We start from the raw sequence: 17,600 nt of genomic DNA on the forward strand, positions 1-17,600 counted from the left end.
TATTGTGGTTTTGAGCAAAAGAAAAACAAAATATACCGTTTTCATCGTGTCATCGTTCAAAAAACGATGTGACAAAAATAGGCCGCTTTTTTTGGTAAATTTGAGCGGATGTATACAAAAAGACGATACAGCGATAAAAAACAGGGCATCCGAAAGGGGGCAGGGCTTGCGGGGGCGGGGCAAAACTGGTATACTGTGTGTGCCCATTGGGTAGAGATGATCAGACACCACAAGATATAGGGGTGCTGTGAAGGATAAAAGGAGTATGCCAGCATGAACTATGCAACCATCAAATACTGCGACATCGCCAACGGTGTGGGAGTGCGCACCAGCCTGTTCGTATCGGGCTGCCGGCGGCACTGCCCCAACTGCTTCAACGCGGTGGCGTGGGATTTCCAGTACGGGGAGCCCTTCACCAAGGAGGTGCGCAACAAGATCCTGGAAAGCCTGGAGCCGGAGTACATCGACGGGCTGTCCCTGCTGGGGGGCGAGCCCTTTGAGCCGGAGAACCAGCGGGAACTGCTGCCCTTTGTGAAGAACGTGAAGGTGCTGTTCCCCCACAAGACGATCTGGTGCTACACCGGCAACCATTACGAGCAGGAGATTCTGCAGCCCGGTCCCGGCCGGTGCGAGGTCACCGACGAATTCCTGCAGTACCTGGACGTGCTGGTGGACGGGGACTTCGTGCAGGACAAGTACGATATCAGCCTGCGGTTCCGTGGGTCCAGCAACCAGCGGATCATCGACCTGAACAGGACCCGCGCGGCGGGCCATGTGGTGCTGTGGGAGGATGACCCCATCTTCTCCACCCACACCATGTAACCATATATAAAGGAAAAGACCGCCCTTCGGGGCGGTCTTTTCTGTTGTATGCAGCCTGCGGCAGCCGCCGCAAACCGGTTACAGGTTGAAATAGCGCTTGGCGTTGTAGTAGCTGATACCCTGGACGATCTTCTTCAGGGCCTTGTCGTCGTTGGGGTACTGGCCGTTTTCCACCCATTCGCCCACCAGGTTGCACATCAGGCGGCGGAACAGCTCGTGGCGGGTGTAGCTCAGGAAGCTGCGGCTGTCGGTGAGCATGCCGATGAAGTTGCCCAGCAGGCCCAGACGGGCCAGGGTGCGCATCTGCTGGTACATGCCGTCGTTGGTATCGCAGAACCACCAGGCGGAGCCCAGCTGGATCTTGCCGGGAACCTCATCGCCCTGGAAGGAACCGATGAGGGTGCCCAGCATGTCCATATCGGAGGGGTTCAGGCTGTACAGGATGATGCGGGGGCATTCGTCGGTCTCGGTCAGCTTGGAGAGCAGCCGGCTCAGCGCCACGCTGCCATCCGTCACGGCGATCATGTCGAAGCCGCTGTCGGGGCCCAGCTTCTGGAACATCTTGGCGTTGGGGTTGCGCAGGCAGCTGTAGTGGATCTGCATGACCACGCCGTACTTCTTGTACAGGCGGCCCATGGCCAGCAGCACGTAGGCGGTGTAGGCGTCGCCCTCCTCCTTGGTCAGCGGCTCACCGGCCATCGCCTTCTGGAAGGCCGCGGTGGCCTTGTCGGCGTCGGTGTCGGCGCAGGGCACGTAGTCCAGACCCTGGTCAGCGGCGCGGCAGCCCATCTCCACGAAGAACTTCAGCCGCTCTTCCAGGGCGCTGATCACGCAGCCCACGCACTTGAACTCGCGACCCACCACCTTTTCCAGCTGGCGGATGTAGGCGGCAAAACCGGGCTTGAGGATGTTGGTGGCCTTGTCGGGACGGAAGGAAGGCGCCACCACCACCTGGATGGAGGGATCTTCCTTGATCTTCTTGTGCCATTCCAGCGAGTCGATGGGGTCATCGGTGGTGCCCACCATGGCCACGTTGCTCTGCTCGATGAGGCCGCGGACCGTCATCTTGGGATCGTGCTGCAGCTTGTCGTTGCAGAGGTTCCACACTTCCTCGGCGGTTTCGCCGTTGAGCACGCCCTCGTAGCCGAAGTACTTCTTCAGCTCCAGGTGGCACCAGGTGTACATCGGGTTGCCGATGGCCATCTCCAGCGCCTCGGCAAATTTCTGGAAGCGCTCACGGTCGGGTTTGTCGCCGGTGATGTACTCCTCGGGCACGCCGTTGGAGCGCATCACACGCCACTTGTAGTGGTCGCCGAAGTAGGAGTCCGAGCCGTCGGCCAGGACCTGATGACCGCCCAGCCAGACCTGGGCGATGTTCTCGAAACGGCGATCCTCATAGATCTCCTGGGGAGGAATGTGGCAGTGGTAGTCGATGATGGGCAGATCGGCGGAATAATCGTGGTACAGATGCCGGGCGGTGGGGGTGTCCAGCAAAAAGTCTTTGTCCATAAATGCTTTCATGTACAGGCGCTCCTTACACTGATACGATGGGGTGGATGAACCGGGACGGCGGGTCTGTCCACCGGGAACAAAACCCGCGTACTCTGGTTCTATTATACAAAACCCCGGCTCCTGCAACAAGTTGTAAAAATTGCTGGATGCCCGAAAAATCCCCCAAAAAGGCGGCTTCTGCCTTGTACAAGTTGCGCAATCCGCAAAAGGGGGCCGCATGCCCCTGAGCAGGGCCCGGCGGGGTGTGGTATACTGAAATCAGCCGGGGCGCCCAGCGAAGCCGCCCCCATCAAAACAGCGAGGTGCTTGTAAGTCTACCATGCAAAAAGGAACCTACGAAAAATACGGCGTGCGGTACGCCACGCTGACGCTGACCGACGGGGCCTGCTCCCTGACCGTCACCCCCGAAAAGGGCGGTATGGCCACCTCCTTCACCAAGGACGGGGAGGAGTATCTCTGGCTGCGGGACAAGAACTTCGAGTCCACCGACCGGCCGCGGTGCGGCATTCCCATCCTGTTCCCCAGCTGCAGCAAGCCGGACAACGGCGTGCACATCTTTGACGGGGCGGCCTATCCCATGGAGATCCACGGCTTTGCCGACCTGCTGCCCTGGCAGGTGCAGTCCGCCACCGACGAGGCCATCGTGCTGACGCTGGCCCCCAACGGCCTGACCAAGTTCGTCTATCCCTTCGACTTCCTGCTGACCATGCGGTACACCCTGGCCGGCAGCACTGCCACCCTGGCGCTGACGGTGACCAACACCGGCGACAAGGACCTGCCCTTTAGCGTGGGCTTCCATCCCTACTTTGCGGCCAGCGCGCTGGAAAATGTCCACTTTGACATCCACGCCGCCACCTGCTCGGAGGATGCCAAGGGCGAGCAGCCCGCCGCGCCGGAAACCATCACGCTGACCCGCAAGCCGGGCAGCGCCGACTCCATCCGGCTGCTCACCGGCGTGAAGAGCCCCATGGTGTTCACCGACGCGGGCAACGGCCACAAGGTCACGGTGTCCTTCGACGAGGCCAACTTCGGCAAGGGCGTGCTCTGGCAGCAGGATGCCGAGCGCTTTGTCTGCATGGAGCCCTGGAACGGCTGGGCCAACTCGGTGAATGAGGCGGGCAGGCACGAGGTGCTGACCCCCGGCGCCGAGAAGACCTTCACCTGGTCGGTCACCCTGGGCTGAGATTTTAGCAAACGAACAAACCGGACGTTCCCTGGGGAACGTCCGGTTTTGTTTGTCAGGAAATGTGGTCAGTGGCGCAGCGCCCACCACATGAATTTGGTGTTGGTCACAAAGTAGCGCTTGAAGAGGCGGCGGGGGTCCTGCAGCAGCCGGTAGAGCCATTCCAGACTGCAGCGCTGCATCCAGGCGGGGGCCCGGCGGATGTTGCCGGCCTCATAGTCGAAGGCGGCACCCACCCCCACCATCAGGGCCTGCACTTTGCCGCGGTGGGCGGCCATCCAGCGCTCCTGCTTGGGGGCGCCCAGCCCCACCCAGACGAAATCCGGCCGGGCGGCATTGATGCGCACCACGGCGGCCGCGTCCTCCTCCTCGGTGAGCGGCCGGAAGGGCGGGGACTCCATCCCGGCAATGACGGCGCCGGGGTAGCGCTTCTCCAGCACCTGCCGCAGCTGGGCCAGTGTCTCGGGGGTGGAGCCGTAAAAGTAGTGGCGGTAGGGAACATCCCGTTTTTCCGCCAGCATCCGCTTCATCAGGTCGGGCCCCGTCACACGGGCGGCATCGGCAAAGCCTTTGCGGCGGCTGTACCAGGAAAGCGGTCCGCCGTCGGGCAATGCCAGGACGGCGCCGTTCTGGACCGCCCGGTAGGAGGCATCCTCCCAGGCGGTCACCGTGGTGTGCACATTGGATACGCAGATATACGACCCGCGCCAGTTTTCCAGGTTTTCCTCGATCCGGCGAACGGTGCTGTCCATGTCGGTCACGGCGATGTTGACGCCCATGATCTGGCAGACCGGTCCTGTCTCCTGCTTACCCTGCATGTGGTGTCCGCTCCTTCTCCGGAACAAGATATACTTATATTATACCATAATTGTGCAAAACGATCAATATCGCCCCGGGGCGCAGCGAACCGCCTTGGTGGCCACCACGTCCACACCGGTGCCGGCGGCATCGGGCAGGATCACCTGACCCAGGGTCACCGGGGCGGGGACCGTCACCGCCTTCAGTGCCCGGATGCAGGCAAAGATTTTGTCCTTGGGGATCTCCCCGGCGGTCTTGACGCTGACGGCAGGCAGCTCACCGCCCGTCACCGGCACCGTGGTGGTCACGATGCGGCTGGGGGCGGTGACCTCCTTGCGGGCGTAGGCGTCGCCCCGGGGACAGGTGTTGCCGGCCACCGAGACCACCGCGCCATGCTCCAGCGTCACCGTCAGGGCGCAGCCCAGCGGACAGCCGATGCAGGTCAGTTCACGTTTTTCCATGGGCTCATCCCTCCTCCAGCGTCACGGTCAGCCCGCCGCAGCCGGACAGTTTGTCCAGGGCCGGGCCTTTGATCACGATGGTCTCCATCTCGCCGGGGGCCAGCACCGGCCGTTTGCGCCGCCAGATGGAGTCCTGCCCGGCATACACCGCCAGTACCTTGTTCCGGTAGACGCCGTCCACCCGCAGCCGCAGCGTCAGGCTGCCCTCCAGCCGGGCAGGGTGGACGGTGGCGGGCACGGTGTAGCGCACGCCGCGGGCGGCGGTCACCGGCAGGGTTTCGTCCGCCACAGAGGCGGGTTGGCCCAGAATGTACGCCGCGGCATGGCGTCCGGCGGCGGCTGCCTCCTCCGAGACATAGTCCACCAGGTCGTGGACATGGAGCACATTGCCCGCCGCAAAGACGCCGGGCAGACTGGTCTGCAGGCATTCGTCCACCACAGCGCCGCCCGTCACGGGGCTCAGGGCGATGCCGGCGCCGCGGCTCAGCTCGTTTTCGGGCAGCAGCCCGCAGGAGAGCAGCAGCGTGTCGCAGTCAAAATGCTCCTCGGTGCCGGGCACCGGGCGGCCGTTTTCCACCCGGGCAATGGTCACGCCGGTGACCCGCTCCCGGCCCTGAATGTCCACCACCGTGTGGCTGAGTTTCAGCGGAATGCCGAAATCGTCCAGGCACTGCACGATGTTGCGCTTGAGCCCGCCGGAGTAGGGCATCAGCTCCGCCACGCAGAGCACCTTCGCCCCCTCCAGCGTCATCCGGCGGGCCATGATGAGGCCGATATCGCCGGAACCCAGGATGACCACCCGCCGCCCGGGCAGACGGCCCTCCATATTCACCAGCCGCTGGGCGGTGCCGGCGGTGTAGATGCCGGCGGGGCGGGTGCCCGGAATGTTGAGAGCCCCCCGGGGCCGTTCCCGGCAGCCCATGGCCAGCACCACGGCTTTGGCTTTGAGCTGGAACAGCCCGTCCACGGGGTTGACGGCGGTGACCACCCGGTCGGCCGAAAGGTCCAGCACCATGGTGTTCAGCTTGCAGGAAATGCCCAGGTCCGCGGCCTGCTGCACAAAGCGGGCGGCGTACTCGGGGCCGGTGAGCTCTTCCTGAAAGGTATGCAGCCCGAAGCCGTTGTGGATGCACTGGTTCAGGATGCCGCCCGGCTCCCTGTCCCGCTCCAGAATGACCAGGTCTTCCACCCCGGCCCGGCGGGCGGCGATGGCGGCGGCCAGACCGGCCGGTCCGCCGCCCAGAATCACAAGATCCATGGATTTCATACAGCCGCCCTCCTACAGTGTGTCCTTGTTGGTGCCCAGAATGAGCCGGGAATCGCCGCCGCACTTGGTGATGGCTTCGGCGGGCAGTCCCAGTTCCCGGGCCAGAATTTCCAGCACCCGGGGGCTGCAGAACCCGGCCTGACAGCGTCCCATCCCGGCACGGGTGCGCCGCTTGACGCCGTCCAGGCTGCGGGCACCGGGCACCCGGTGGATGGCGTCGAGAATCTCCCCCTCGGTCACCGTCTCGCACCGGCAGACGATCCGCCCGTAGGCGGGATGTTCCCGGATCAGGGCGGCCCGCTCCTCGAAGGAGAGGGTCTTGGGGTCGAGGATCCCCTTGCGGCAGGGGTCAAAATCGGGATTTTCCGCAAGGTGCAGGATATCCCGCACCAGGGCGGCCACTTCCAGGCCGATGGCCGGGCTGGCAGACAGCCCCGGCGACTCGATGCCCGCGCAGTCCACGAACCCCGGCGCCGCCTCGCCGATGAAAAATTCATGCCGGACCTCGTGGGCCCGCAGCCCCGCAAAGCTGGTGATGGTCTGGCGCAGGGGAAGGTCCTTCACGGCCCGGCCCGCCTTGGCGCGCACCTCGGCCAGCTCGTCGGCGGTGGTGGCGGTGTCCTCCTTGTCGGGAATGTCGGTGGCGGTGGGGCCGATGAGCAGGTTGCCGTGGACGGTGGGGGTCACCAGCACCCCCTTGCCGTACTTGCCCGGCAGCTGAAAGATGGTGTGGTGTACATGGTCCCCCGCCGTGCGGTCCAGCAGGAAGTAGTCCCCCCGCCGCGGGATGATGGTCATGGTGTCGCCGCTGACCTGGTTGTGCAGTTCGTCGGCGTGCACCCCCGCCGCATTGACGATGCAGCGCCCCTCCAGCGGGCCGCGGCTGGTTTCCAGCCGCCAGCCGCCCTGGATGGGTTCGATGCGCTGCACCTCGGTGTCAAACTGGAACCGCACACCGTTCTTGGCGGCGTTCTCGGCCAGGGCGTAGGTCAGCCCGAAGGGACAGACGATGCCGCCGGTGGGCGCCCACAGCGCCGCCACCGCCTCGTCGGCGATATTGGGTTCCAGGGCACACAGCTCGGGGCGTTCGATGATGCGCAGCCCCTCCACGCCGTTGGCGATGCCGTTGGCCAGCAGTTTCTCCAGGGCGGGGCGGTCCTCCTCGCTGAGGCAGACCACCAGACTGCCGCACTGCCGGTAGGAAAAATCCAGCTCTTTGGCGAGTTCCGGCATTCGGCGGCTGCCCGCCACATTGAGGGCGGCCATCCGGCTGCCGGCGGGGGCGTCAAACCCCGCGTGGACGATGGCACTGTTGGCCTTGGTGGTGCCGCAGCAGACATCCTCCGCCTTGTCCACCAGCAGAATGTCCGCCCGGTAGCGGCTCAGTTCCCGGGCCGCCGCGCAGCCCGACACCCCGCCGCCGATGATGATGACATCGGTCATTTCTCTTCCTCCTCCTCCCGGGCCCAGTCAAAGGCGCAGCGCACGGCCTTGTTCCAGCCCCGGATGCGCCGGGCCCGGTCCGCCTCGCTGATCTGCGGGGTGAAGACCCGGTCCACCGCCCGGTTCTGCAGCACCCCGGCGGGGCTGTCCCAGTAGCCCACCGCCAGCCCGGCCAGATAGGCCGCGCCCAGGGCGGTGGTTTCCACACAGCTGGGCCGTTCCACCGGCGCGCCGCTGATATCCGCCTGGGCCTGCAGCAGATAGTTGTTGGCCGAGGCCCCGCCGTCCACTTTCAGCATGGCCAGCCGGATGCCCGCGTCGGCCTCCATGGCCTTGAGCACATCGTTGACCTGGTAGCACAGGCTGTCCAGCGTGGCGCGGATGATGTGGTTCTTGTTGCAGCCCCGGGTCAGTCCCACGATGGCGCCCCGGGCGTACTGGTCCCAGTGGGGGGCGCCCAGCCCCGTGAAGGCCGGCACCACATAGCAGCCGTTGGTGTCGGGCACCTTCAGGGCCATGTACTCGGAATCCCGGGCCTCCTCCAGGATCTTCAGTTCGTCCCGCAGCCACTGGATGGCGGCCCCCGCCACAAAGATGGACCCCTCCAGGGCGTAGGTCACCTTGCCGCCCAGTCCCCAGGCGATGGTGGTCACCAGCCCGTTGCGGCTGAGCACCGGCCGGTCGCCGGTGTTCATCAGCAGGAAGCCGCCGGTGCCGTAGGTGTTCTTGGCGTCCCCCGGCGTGAAACAGGCCTGCCCGAAGAGGGCCGCCTGCTGGTCGCCCGCCGAACCGGCGATCTTGATCTCGCCGCCGAAGTGCATGGGGTCGGCGTACTCGTAAAAGCCGCTGTTGGGCACCGGCTTGGGCAGCATGCAGCGGGGAATGTTGAGAATTTCCAGGATCTCGTCGTCCCAGTCCAGCGTGTGGATGTTGAACAGCATCGTCCGGCTGGCGTTGGCGTAGTCGGTCACATGGATCTTGCCGCAGGTCAGCTTCCAGATCAGCCAGGTCTCCACCGTGCCGAAGAGCAGTTCCCCCGCCTCGGCCCGGGCCCGGGCGCCTTCCACGTTTTCGAGGATCCACAGCAGCTTGGTGGCGGAAAAATAGGCGTCGATGATGAGCCCCGTCTTCTCCCGGAACCGCTCGGTGAGGCCCCGGGCCTTGAGCCGGTCGCACAGTTCGCTGGTGCGGCGGCACTGCCAGACGATGGCCCGGCAGACCGGTTCGCCGGTGTTGCGGTCCCAGACGATGGTGGTCTCCCGCTGGTTGGTGATGCCGATGGCCGCGATGTCGGCCGCCGAGGCGCCGATCTGGTTCATGGCCGAGAGCGCCACGCCCAGCTGGGTGGTCCAGATCTCGTTGGCGTCGTGTTCCACCCAGCCCGGTTTGGGGAAGTACTGGGTGAATTCCTTCTGGGCCACACTGCACATGTGACCCTGCTTGTCGAAGAGGATGCAGCGGTTGGAGGTGGTGCCGGCATCCAGTGCCATGATGTATTGTGCCATAGCGGTGCTCCTTCTCCCCGGAAGTTTTTGCAGGGGTGCGCAATTTGTATAAAAATATTGTAGCATACCCCCTGTAAACTGCAACAATTGCCGGGGCTGACCCGGAAAAATCTGCAAAACCCACAAAGGAGCACGCCTGCTTTTGGGCAATCTGCGGGCAGCAAAAAAGCCGCACCCGGGCAGGGTGCGGCAGGAAAGCTTATTCGATTTTCATCATGCGGTAGCCCACGCCGATGTGGGTCTGGATGTACTGGGGCGACCCGGGGGCGGACTCCAGCTTTTTGCGCAGGGTGGCCATGAAGACCCGCAGGGAGGCCACGTCGTTCTCCCAGCTGGTCCCCCACACCTTTTGGGTGATGTAGGTGTGGGTGAGCACCTTGCCGCAGTTGCGGGCCATCAGACAGAGCAGCTTGTACTCGATGGGGGTCAGGTGCAGTTCCTGGCCGTTCAGGTAGGCGCAGCCGGCGGCAAAGTCGATGGTCAGCTGGCCGTTGGTGAGCACCGGGCTGCCCCCGGCGTGCATGGCGGAAAGCCGCCGCTGGGTCACCCGCAGCCGGGCCAGCAGCTCCTCCACCGAGAAGGGCTTGGTCAGGTAGTCGTCGGCGCCGGAGTCCAGCGCCTCGATCTTGTCGGCGTCCTCGCTGCGGGCACTGATGACGATGATGGGCATGTCCGACCAGCTGCGCACCCGGCGGATGACCTCCACGCCGTCCAGATCGGGCAGGCCCAGGTCCAGCAGCATGATGTCGGGGGCGCTGGTGGCAGCTTCCCGCAAAGCGGCCTCGCCGCAGTCCGCCACCAGGTAGCGGTAGTCATGGGTTTTCAGGGTGGTGGCCATCAGGTTGCGGATGGGCGGATCGTCCTCCACCACCAGGATCAGCGGTTTATTCATGCAGCGTTACCTCCCCACGCGGCACCGTAAAGGTGAAGTTGCACCCGTGCGGCGGGTTGTCGGTCAGGGTGATGGTGCCCCCGTGGGCATCCACGATGGCCTTGCAAAGGGCCAGCCCCAGTCCCAGACTGCGGCGGCTGTCGGCGACCTTGCGCTCGCCGGTGTAGAACATCTCAAAGACATGGGGCTGCACGTCGGGGGCGATGCCGGGGCCGTCGTCCGCCACCGAGATGGCCACAAAATCCCCCTGGGCCCGGGCGGCCACCGTGATGGTGGACCCGGCGGGGGTGTATTTGACGGCGTTGTCCACCAGGTTGAGCAGCACCTGCACAATGAGCCGGGCGTCCATCCGGCCCAGCAGCAGTTCGTCGGGCAGGTCCACCCGCAGCGTGTGTTCGCTGCTCTTGCGGTGGGTGTGGCGCAGCGCCTCCTCGATGACTTCCCCCACCAGTTCGGTGGAGAGGCGCAGATTCATCCGGCCGTCCTCGATGCGGGTGATGGAGAGCAGATTCTCCACCAGGTTGATGAGCCAGATGGAATCGTCGTAGATATCCAGAAAAATCTGCTGCCGGGCCTCGCCGTCCAGCTTTTCGTCGTTGGCCAGCAGGTTGGCGGCGTTGCCCGAGATGGAGGTCAGCGGGGTGCGCAGATCGTGGGAGATGGCCCGCAGCAGGTCGGCGCGGAGCTGTTCGTTCTTGGCCAGCAGGGCGGCCCGCTCCTTCTCCTCGATGTTGCGGATGTTCTGGATGGAGAGCGTCACCGTGATGATGGAGACGATGAGCATGATGGCGATGGTGATGGGGTAGCCCTTCTCGTAGGCGTGGAGCGTCAGCCGCGGTTCGGTGAAGAAGAAGTTGAACAGCAGCACGCTGGCCACCGAACTGAGCACGCCGCAGAAATAACTGCGGGTGAACAGGGAGGTGAGCAGCGTTCCCAGCACATACACCGAGATGATGTTGGCCTTGGTGAAGGCAGACTGCCAGAACAGATTGCCGATGGCGGTGCCGGCCGCCAGGATCAGCAGCGTCACCACCAGATCCTGCCAGCGGGGCACCACCTGGGCCCGCAGACCGTGGGCCTGTTTCTGCCGTGTCATACCGCAACCGCCTCCCCTCTGGTATCATACCACAGAAGGGCACCGGACGCCAGTGCCCCTTCAGTCATCCCGGCCGGGCAGGTTGTCGTCCTGGTGTTTCCGGCGGGCCTTGCGGTATCGGTCCATAAAGCTGTCCAGATGCCGGCAGATAAACCAGCCGAACGAGCCGGCCGTCAGCATCAGGAAACCCAGTATCCATTCTTTCACAGAGTCCGCCTCCTTTTCAGCTTACAGGTGGAAGCAGCGTTTGATGGAACGGTATTCCCCCAGCACCAGCAGATGGCCGTCGGCGGGCAGCACGGTGCCGGAGGCAATGTTCACCATGACCGAACCGTTTTTCTTGATGCCCAGCAGGTTGATGCCGTATTTCTTGCGGATGTCCAGGTCGCCCACCGTCTGGCCCACCCAGTTTTCGGGGGTGGGCACCTCCATGATGGCGTTGTTGGCGTCCAGCTCCACATAGTCCACCAGATGGCTGGACCCGTAGCGCACCGCCGCCCACTTGGCCAGCTGCTTTTCGGGGTAGAGAACCTCGTCGGCGCCGTTGCGCAGCAGGAACTTGGCCTGCACGTCCCGCTCGGCGCGGGAAACCACCAGCTGGGCGCCCAGCTCCTTGAGCAGGGAGGTGGTCTCCAGCGAGCTCTGGAAATCCCCGCTGATGGCCACGATGCAGACATCGAAGTTGCGCACGCCCAGGGCTTTCAGGAATTCGGCGTTGGTGCTGTCGCCGATCTGGGCGTTGGTGACGATGTCCAGCACATCGTTGACCCGGTCTTCGTTGGAATCCACGGCCATGATCTGGTGGCCCTGGGCGTTGAGCTGCATAGCGATGTGGCGGCCGAAACGGCCCAGGCCGATGAGCAAGAATGATTTCATAACGGACTTCCTTTCCCGTCAGCCGACGGTAATACGTTCCTGGGGCAGACGGCTGCCGGCCTTGGAGAAGCCGGACAGGGCTGCGTAGATCAGGGTCAGGCCGCCCACGCGGCCGATGAACATAAGGGCGATGAGGATGCCCTGGGAGAGAAGCCCCAGGCCGGGGGTGAGCCCCAGGGAAAGACCCACGGTGCCCACGGCGGAGGCGGCCTCAAAGAGGCAGGCCGACAGGGGCAGACCCTCCACGGCGCTGATGACGAATCCGCCCGCCAGGAAGAGGGTCAGATACATCATGCCGATGGTGGCGGCGCTGCTGACCACCTTGCCGTCCAGACGGCGGCCGAAGAAGTGGGGCTCGGACTGGCGGCGGAACACCGCGATGGCGTTGGCAAAGAGGACCGCCAGGGTGGTGGTCTTCATACCGCCGGCGGTGGACCCCGGCGAGCCGCCGATGAGCATGAGCAGGATGGTGAGGCCCTGGCCCACGCCGGACAGGGCGGTCAGGTCGGCGGTGTTGAAGCCGGCCGTGCGGGGCGTCACCGACTGGAAGAGGGAAGCCAGCAGCCGCTCCCCGGCGGGCAGGGCGGAAAACTCCCCGAAGAAGAACCACAGGGCGGGCAGCACGATGAGCAGGGCGGTGGTGGACAGAATGACTTTGCTCTGCATGCGGTAGCGGTGCAGCCGCAGCTTGTTGGCGCGGATGTCGTCCCAGGTCAGGAAGCCGATGCCGCCCACCACGATGAGGGCCATGATGGTCAGGTTGATGACGGGGTCGGCGCGGTAACCGGTGAGCGAGATATACTTGGCCTCGGGGGTGCCCAGCAGGTCGAACCCGGCGTTGCAGAAGGCCGAGACCGAGTGGAACACCGCCATCCAGACCCCGCGCAGGCCGTGGTCACGCCAGAACACCGGCAGCATGCAGAGGGCACCCAGCGCCTCGATGAAGAGGGAAGCCTTGATGATGAAGCCGGTGAGCCGGACGATGCCGCCCACCTTGGGGGCGGCGATGGCCTCCTGCATGGTGCCGCGCTGCATCAGGGAGATCCTGCGCCCCGACAGCAGCGAGAAGAAGGCGGCCACCGTGATGACCCCCATGCCGCCGATCTGGATGAGGATGAGGATGACGGCCTGGCCGAACAGCGACCAGTGGGTGGCGGTATCCTGCACCACCAGACCCGTCACGCAGACGGCGGAGGTGGCGGTGAAGAGAGCCTGGTGGAAGGGGGTAACGGTGCCGTTCTGGGCCGAAAAGGGCAGCATGAGCAGCAGACTGCCCCCCAGAATGACGGCAGCAAATAAAAGGATGATGGTTTGAAAGGTTGTCAGCCGCGGCGGGCGGAACCCTGCCATGAAAACGCCTCCCGGAACACAGAAATTATATTTTACCATTATAGGGGTGCCCCGGTAAAGAGAGTATAAAAATCCGCCGCCTGACATTAAGACGGTATTAAGATGCACGAAAAAAGGCAGGACACATGGAAGTGTCCTGCCGGAAGATAGACGATATTCAGCGCTTGACCACGGGAACGGGGTCATCGCAGTGTTTATCCAGGTCGTTGATGTACAGTTTTGTCTCCCGCACCACCACGCCGGAGAGCAGCAGCACGGCGATGAGGTTGGGAATGGCCATGAGGGCGTTGAGGGTATCGGCCACGGTCCAGACCAGGTTGAGGGCCACCACGGGGGAGATGGCCGCCACCGCCACATAGAGGATGCGGTAGACGAACTGTCCCTTGCTGCCCACCAGGTATTCCAGGCAGCGCTCGCCGTAGTAGGACCAGCCCAGCACGGTGGAGAAGGCGAAGGAGATGATGCCCACCACCAGGATGACGGGGCCCAGCAGGGGGATCTGGTCGAAGGCCAGGGTGGTGAGGATGCCGCCGTCCGAGATGGCGCCCATGTCGATGGAGGGATTCTTCATGATGCTGGACACCAGCACGAGACCGGTCATCAGGCAGACCACCACAGTATCCCAGAAGGTGCCGCTGGAGGAGACCAGGGCCTGGCGCACGGGGTTGCGGGTCTGGGCGGCCGCCGCCACGATGGGGGCGGAGCCCATGCCGGATTCGTTGGAGAACAGGCCCCGGGCGATGCCGTACCGCATGGCCAGCATGATGCCGCCGCCGGTAAGGCCGCCGGCCGCCGCGCCGGGGGTGAAGGCCAGCTTGAGGATGGTGGCCACGGCGGGCAGCAGGAAGTCGCGGTTGTAGATGAGGATGCCCAGGCAGCCCAGAATGTAGAAGGCGGCCATCAGGGGCACCAGCTTCTCGCAGACGGTGGCGATGCTCTGGATGCCGCCGAAGATGACCAGCGCGGTCAGAAAGGCAACCACGGCGCCCACCACCCATTGGGGGATGCCCATGTTGGCCTGGCAGACGGTGGCGATGGCGTTCACCTGGGTGGCGCAGCCGATGCCGAAGGAGGCCAGCGTGCCGAACAGGGCGAACAGCACGCCCAGCCATTTCAGGTGCAGGCCCCGCTCCAGGGCGTACATGGCGCCGCCCTGCATGCGGCCGTCGGCGGTCTTGACGCGGTATTTCACGGCGATGAGTGACTCGGCGTACTTGGTGGCGATGCCGAAGATGCCGGCGATCCAGCACCAGAAGACGGCGCCCGGTCCGCCCAGGGCAATGGAGGTGCCCACGCCGATGATGTTGCCGGTGCCGATGGTGGAAGCCAGGGCGGTGGTCAGGGCGGCGAACTGGGAAACCTCGCCCTCCGCTTCGGGGTCGCGGGTGACCGAAAGGCGGATGGCGGTGAGCAGCTTGCGCTGGATGCCGCGGGTGCGCACGGTCATGAACAGGTGAGTGCCCAGCAACAGCAGCATGGTGGGCCAGGCCCACACCCACTGGTTGGTCACGTTGATGAAATTGACGATGGCGTCCATCATGGTTGGTATCTCCCCCTTGGCAGTATTTGACAGCAAAAAAACAGGGCCTGCCGCGCCGTACCTAGCGCGCACACGCCGACGTATCGATGCAATTCCTATTGTATGATACAACATTTGACGTTACGCCGTCAAGGCAAACCCTTTTGCAAGGAAAAAACCGTTGTGGTACAATGGCAGCAGAACCTTTGCCGAAAGGAGGCCCTGCCCATGGCGCGGCCCACAGTCTATCTCATCACCGGTGCACCCTGCACCGGCAAATCCACCCTGGCCGCCTGGCTCTGCCGCCGTCTGCCCCGGCCGGTGGCGGGTCTGCGCACCTTCTGCACCGGGCGGAGCCCGGCGGGGGCGCTTTTCTCGCTGCAGAACCTGGCGGATGGCACCGTGCACCCCTGCACCCGGACGGAAGGGGATCGCGTGCTTCCTTTATATACTGTGTGGGAAGAGACGGCAGCCCCTCTGGTGCGGGCAGCGCTGCAGGCGGGTACCGGCACCCTGCTGCTGGACGAAGCCCTGCCGCCCCATCCCGCATACCCGGCCTGGAAGGACGCCCTGGCGGCGGCGCTGGGCAGCGGCCTGCCCCTGGTGGTGACGGCGTCCCGGGCGGGGGCCCAGGCCATCGCCGCGCTGGCCCCGGGAGAAGTCCGTCTGCTGGATCTGGATGCCCGGTCCCCTGAAGACCTGCGCGCCGACCTGGCCGCCGAAAGCCCCGCCCCGCTGCACGCGGGGGTCAGTGTGCGGCTGTTCCGGGAGGAAAAATGCTTCGGCGCCGGGCCGATGGAACTGCTGGAACTGGTGGGCCGCACCGGCTCGCTGCACCGGGCGGCGGGGGTCATGGGGATGGCCTACTCCAAGGCATGGAAGATGCTGCGGGAGCTGGAACGGCAGTGGGGCTTCCCCATGCTGGAACGGCGGCCCGGCGGCACCGGGGGCGGCGGTTCGCTGCTCACGCCCCCGGCCTGGGAGCTGCTGCGGCGCTACCGTGCCCTGCGGTGGGAGACCGAGCGGGCGGCGGAACAGTCCTTCGGGCGGTGGTTCGGGGATTTTCCCGGCGGAACATTTTTACAGGAATAATACAAATTGTATTTACCACGCAAAATACCCGGAATGGAAATTAAAGTATGACTTTTCAAGAAAAATGCGCATGGGTACAGCATAAATGCAGAGGAACTACTGTGGGATTTTGTGGCATTTGCCGTATTTTTTTCGTCACAGCGTGCCAAATATTGACAGCATGCCGCCCGCTGTTAGTATAATAGGGAAGAATTTCTGCCCCACGGCAGAAAACCCGAGTATCGGAGGAAAGGCGGCAAGTAAATGAAAGAGGAAATCCAACACAAGGAGTATGTCACTCCCTACGAGTTCAAGGGCAAACTGCCCTGGCGTCAGGCGGTACCCCTGGGCCTGCAGCATGTGCTGGCCATGTTCGTGGGCAACCTGACCCCCATCCTGATCATCACCAGTGCCTGTGCGGCCGGCGGCGGGGCGGAGGAATTCGCCCAGATCCAGGTGGCGCTGCTCCAGAATGCCATGCTGGTGGCCGGCATCGTCACGCTGGTCCAGCTGTTCTCGGTGGGCCCCATCGGCGGCCAGGTGCCCATCATCATGGGTACCAGTTCCGGCTTCATCGGCGTGTTCCAGAGCGTCAACACCATCATGGGCGGCGGCATCCTGAGCTACGGTGCCATGATGGGTGCCTCCATTGTGGGCGGCCTGTTTGAGACGGTGCTGGGCGCCTTCCTCAAACCCCTGCGCCGCTTCTTCCCGGCGGTGGTCACCGGCACGGTGGTCATGTCCATCGGTCTGTCGCTGATCAGCGTGGGCGTGGGCTCCTTCGGCGGCGGCACCTCCGCCAGCGACTACGGCTCGCTGGAAAACCTGCTCATCGCCCTGGTGGTCATGATCATCATTCTGGTGCTCAAGCACGGCACCAAGGGGCTGACCAGCTCCTCCTGCATCCTCATCGGCATCATCTGCGGCTACATCATCTGCGCCGTGCTGCCCTTCTTCCTCTCCACCACCGGCGTCACCGCCGACGGTGTGGAGTACACCAAGGCCTGGGTGCTCAACTGGGACAAGGTGGCCCAGGCTTCCTGGTTTGCCGTGCCCCAGATCATGCCCGTCAAGCCGGTGTTTGACCTGCGGGCCATCCTGCCGGTGGGCGTCATGTTCATCGTCACCGCTGTGGAGACGGTGGGCGATATCTCCGGCGTGACCGAGGGCGGCATGGGCCGCGAAGCCACCGACAAGGAACTGTCCGGCGGCATCATCTGCGACGGTCTGGGCTCCACCTTCGCCGCCTTCTTCGGCGTGCTGCCCAACACCAGCTTCAGCCAGAACGTGGGCCTCGTCACCATGACCAAGATCGTCAACCGTACCGCCCTGGCCTTCGGCGCAGTCTTCCTGGTGCTCTGCGGCCTGCTGCCCAAGCTGGCGGCGCTGGTCTCCATCATGCCCCAGAGCGTGCTGGGCGGTGCGGCGGTCATCATGTTCTCCTCCATCGTCATGAGCGGCATCCAGCTCATCACCAGCGACAAGCTCACCCCCCGCAACATGACCATCGTGTCGGTGGCGCTGGGTCTCGGGTACGGCATGGGCTCCAACACCGCCGTGCTGGCCGGTCTGCCCCAGCTGGTGCAGCTGATCTTCGGCGGTTCCGGCATTGTGCCCGCCGCCGTGGTGGCCATCCTGCTCAACGTGCTGCTGCCCAAGGACAAACCCGCGGAAGCCGTTCCGGCTGCCGGGGAGAGCGCCAAGCAGTAAAAAACAGAAAAATTTGTCGCCCCGCCGCCCCGGCGGGGCTTTTTCTTTGCGGGTTTCCATGGTATACTGGAACCGAGAAAGCATACTTTTGTGAG

Annotated in this window: 16 protein-coding genes; 4 read left to right on the forward strand and 12 right to left on the reverse strand. The window is 64.3% G+C overall.

The features are described 5' to 3' along the window. The first annotated feature begins 273 nt into the window (after positions 1 to 273). Complete coding sequence (gene nrdG / locus ABGT73_RS01905; protein ID WP_346668161.1) at positions 274 to 822, forward strand: anaerobic ribonucleoside-triphosphate reductase activating protein; 549 nt, start codon at positions 274 to 276, stop codon at positions 820 to 822. Positions 823 to 900: 78 nt separating this feature from the next. Here the strand turns inward: nrdG and uxaC are convergent, their stop codons facing one another. Then, positions 901 to 2,343, reverse strand: coding sequence for a glucuronate isomerase (gene uxaC / locus ABGT73_RS01910; RefSeq protein ID WP_346668162.1), 1,443 nt, complete (start codon positions 2,341 to 2,343; stop codon positions 901 to 903). A 310-nt stretch (positions 2,344 to 2,653) separates the two neighbouring features. On the opposite strand from uxaC, the gene ABGT73_RS01915 reads away from it, so the two are divergent. Beyond that, complete coding sequence (locus ABGT73_RS01915; protein ID WP_346668163.1) at positions 2,654 to 3,517, forward strand: aldose epimerase; 864 nt, start codon at positions 2,654 to 2,656, stop codon at positions 3,515 to 3,517. Between the two features lie 68 nt (positions 3,518 to 3,585). Here ABGT73_RS01915 and ABGT73_RS01920 read toward each other — a convergent pair whose 3' ends face one another. The 11 genes from ABGT73_RS01920 to ABGT73_RS01970 all read right to left on the reverse strand — a co-directional run bounded on the left by ABGT73_RS01920 (position 3,586) and on the right by ABGT73_RS01970 (position 14,742). After that, positions 3,586 to 4,335, reverse strand: coding sequence for a WecB/TagA/CpsF family glycosyltransferase (locus ABGT73_RS01920; protein WP_346668164.1), 750 nt, complete (start codon positions 4,333 to 4,335; stop codon positions 3,586 to 3,588). A 63-nt stretch (positions 4,336 to 4,398) separates the two neighbouring features. Next, positions 4,399 to 4,776: a DUF1667 domain-containing protein gene (locus ABGT73_RS01925; protein ID WP_346668165.1), complete on the reverse strand. Its 378-nt coding sequence runs from the start codon at positions 4,774 to 4,776 to the stop codon at positions 4,399 to 4,401. 4 nt (positions 4,777 to 4,780) lie between these two features. After that, positions 4,781 to 6,043, reverse strand: a complete 1,263-nt coding sequence (locus tag ABGT73_RS01930; protein WP_346668166.1) for an FAD-dependent oxidoreductase — start codon at positions 6,041 to 6,043, stop codon at positions 4,781 to 4,783. 12 nt (positions 6,044 to 6,055) lie between these two features. Next, positions 6,056 to 7,486 carry an NAD(P)/FAD-dependent oxidoreductase gene (locus ABGT73_RS01935; RefSeq protein WP_346668167.1) on the reverse strand — a complete coding sequence of 477 codons (1,431 nt, stop codon included), beginning with the start codon at positions 7,484 to 7,486 and terminating at the stop codon, positions 6,056 to 6,058. Then, complete coding sequence (glpK, locus tag ABGT73_RS01940; RefSeq protein WP_346668168.1) at positions 7,483 to 8,991, reverse strand: glycerol kinase GlpK; 1,509 nt, start codon at positions 8,989 to 8,991, stop codon at positions 7,483 to 7,485. The genes ABGT73_RS01935 and glpK overlap by 4 nt, the downstream gene beginning before the upstream one ends. A 199-nt stretch (positions 8,992 to 9,190) precedes the next feature. Continuing rightward, positions 9,191 to 9,883 (reverse strand): response regulator transcription factor, encoded by a 693-nt coding sequence (locus ABGT73_RS01945; RefSeq protein WP_346668169.1) that lies wholly within the window; start codon positions 9,881 to 9,883, stop codon positions 9,191 to 9,193. Further along, on the reverse strand, positions 9,876 to 10,979 hold the full coding sequence (locus tag ABGT73_RS01950) for an ATP-binding protein (protein ID WP_346668170.1): 1,104 nt from the start codon (positions 10,977 to 10,979) through the stop codon (positions 9,876 to 9,878). Before ABGT73_RS01950 ends, ABGT73_RS01945 begins: the two co-directional genes overlap by 8 nt. Before the next feature lie 60 nt (positions 10,980 to 11,039). After that, positions 11,040 to 11,186, reverse strand: a complete 147-nt coding sequence (locus ABGT73_RS01955) for a hypothetical protein (RefSeq protein WP_346668171.1) — start codon at positions 11,184 to 11,186, stop codon at positions 11,040 to 11,042. A gap of 21 nt (positions 11,187 to 11,207) precedes the next feature. Next, positions 11,208 to 11,855 carry a TrkA family potassium uptake protein gene (locus ABGT73_RS01960; RefSeq protein WP_346668172.1) on the reverse strand — a complete coding sequence of 216 codons (648 nt, stop codon included), beginning with the start codon at positions 11,853 to 11,855 and terminating at the stop codon, positions 11,208 to 11,210. A gap of 18 nt (positions 11,856 to 11,873) precedes the next feature. Next, a complete protein-coding gene (locus ABGT73_RS01965; protein WP_346668173.1) occupies positions 11,874 to 13,205 on the reverse strand; it encodes a potassium transporter TrkG in 1,332 nt (443 codons plus the stop codon). A gap of 157 nt (positions 13,206 to 13,362) precedes the next feature. Continuing rightward, on the reverse strand, positions 13,363 to 14,742 hold the full coding sequence (locus ABGT73_RS01970; protein WP_346670300.1) for an alanine/glycine:cation symporter family protein: 1,380 nt from the start codon (positions 14,740 to 14,742) through the stop codon (positions 13,363 to 13,365). 210 nt (positions 14,743 to 14,952) lie between these two features. On the opposite strand from ABGT73_RS01970, the gene ABGT73_RS01975 reads away from it, so the two are divergent. Together ABGT73_RS01975 and ABGT73_RS01980 are read left to right on the forward strand one after the other, a co-directional pair. Continuing rightward, a complete protein-coding gene (locus tag ABGT73_RS01975) occupies positions 14,953 to 15,816 on the forward strand; it encodes a LysR family transcriptional regulator (protein WP_346668174.1) in 864 nt (287 codons plus the stop codon). Positions 15,817 to 16,059: 243 nt separating this feature from the next. Next, positions 16,060 to 17,505: a solute carrier family 23 protein gene (locus ABGT73_RS01980; RefSeq protein WP_346668175.1), complete on the forward strand. Its 1,446-nt coding sequence runs from the start codon at positions 16,060 to 16,062 to the stop codon at positions 17,503 to 17,505. Positions 17,506 to 17,600: the final 95 nt, after the last annotated feature.

Source organism: uncultured Subdoligranulum sp., from assembly GCF_963931595.1.
Taxonomy (GTDB): Bacteria; Bacillota; Clostridia; order Oscillospirales; family Ruminococcaceae; genus Gemmiger.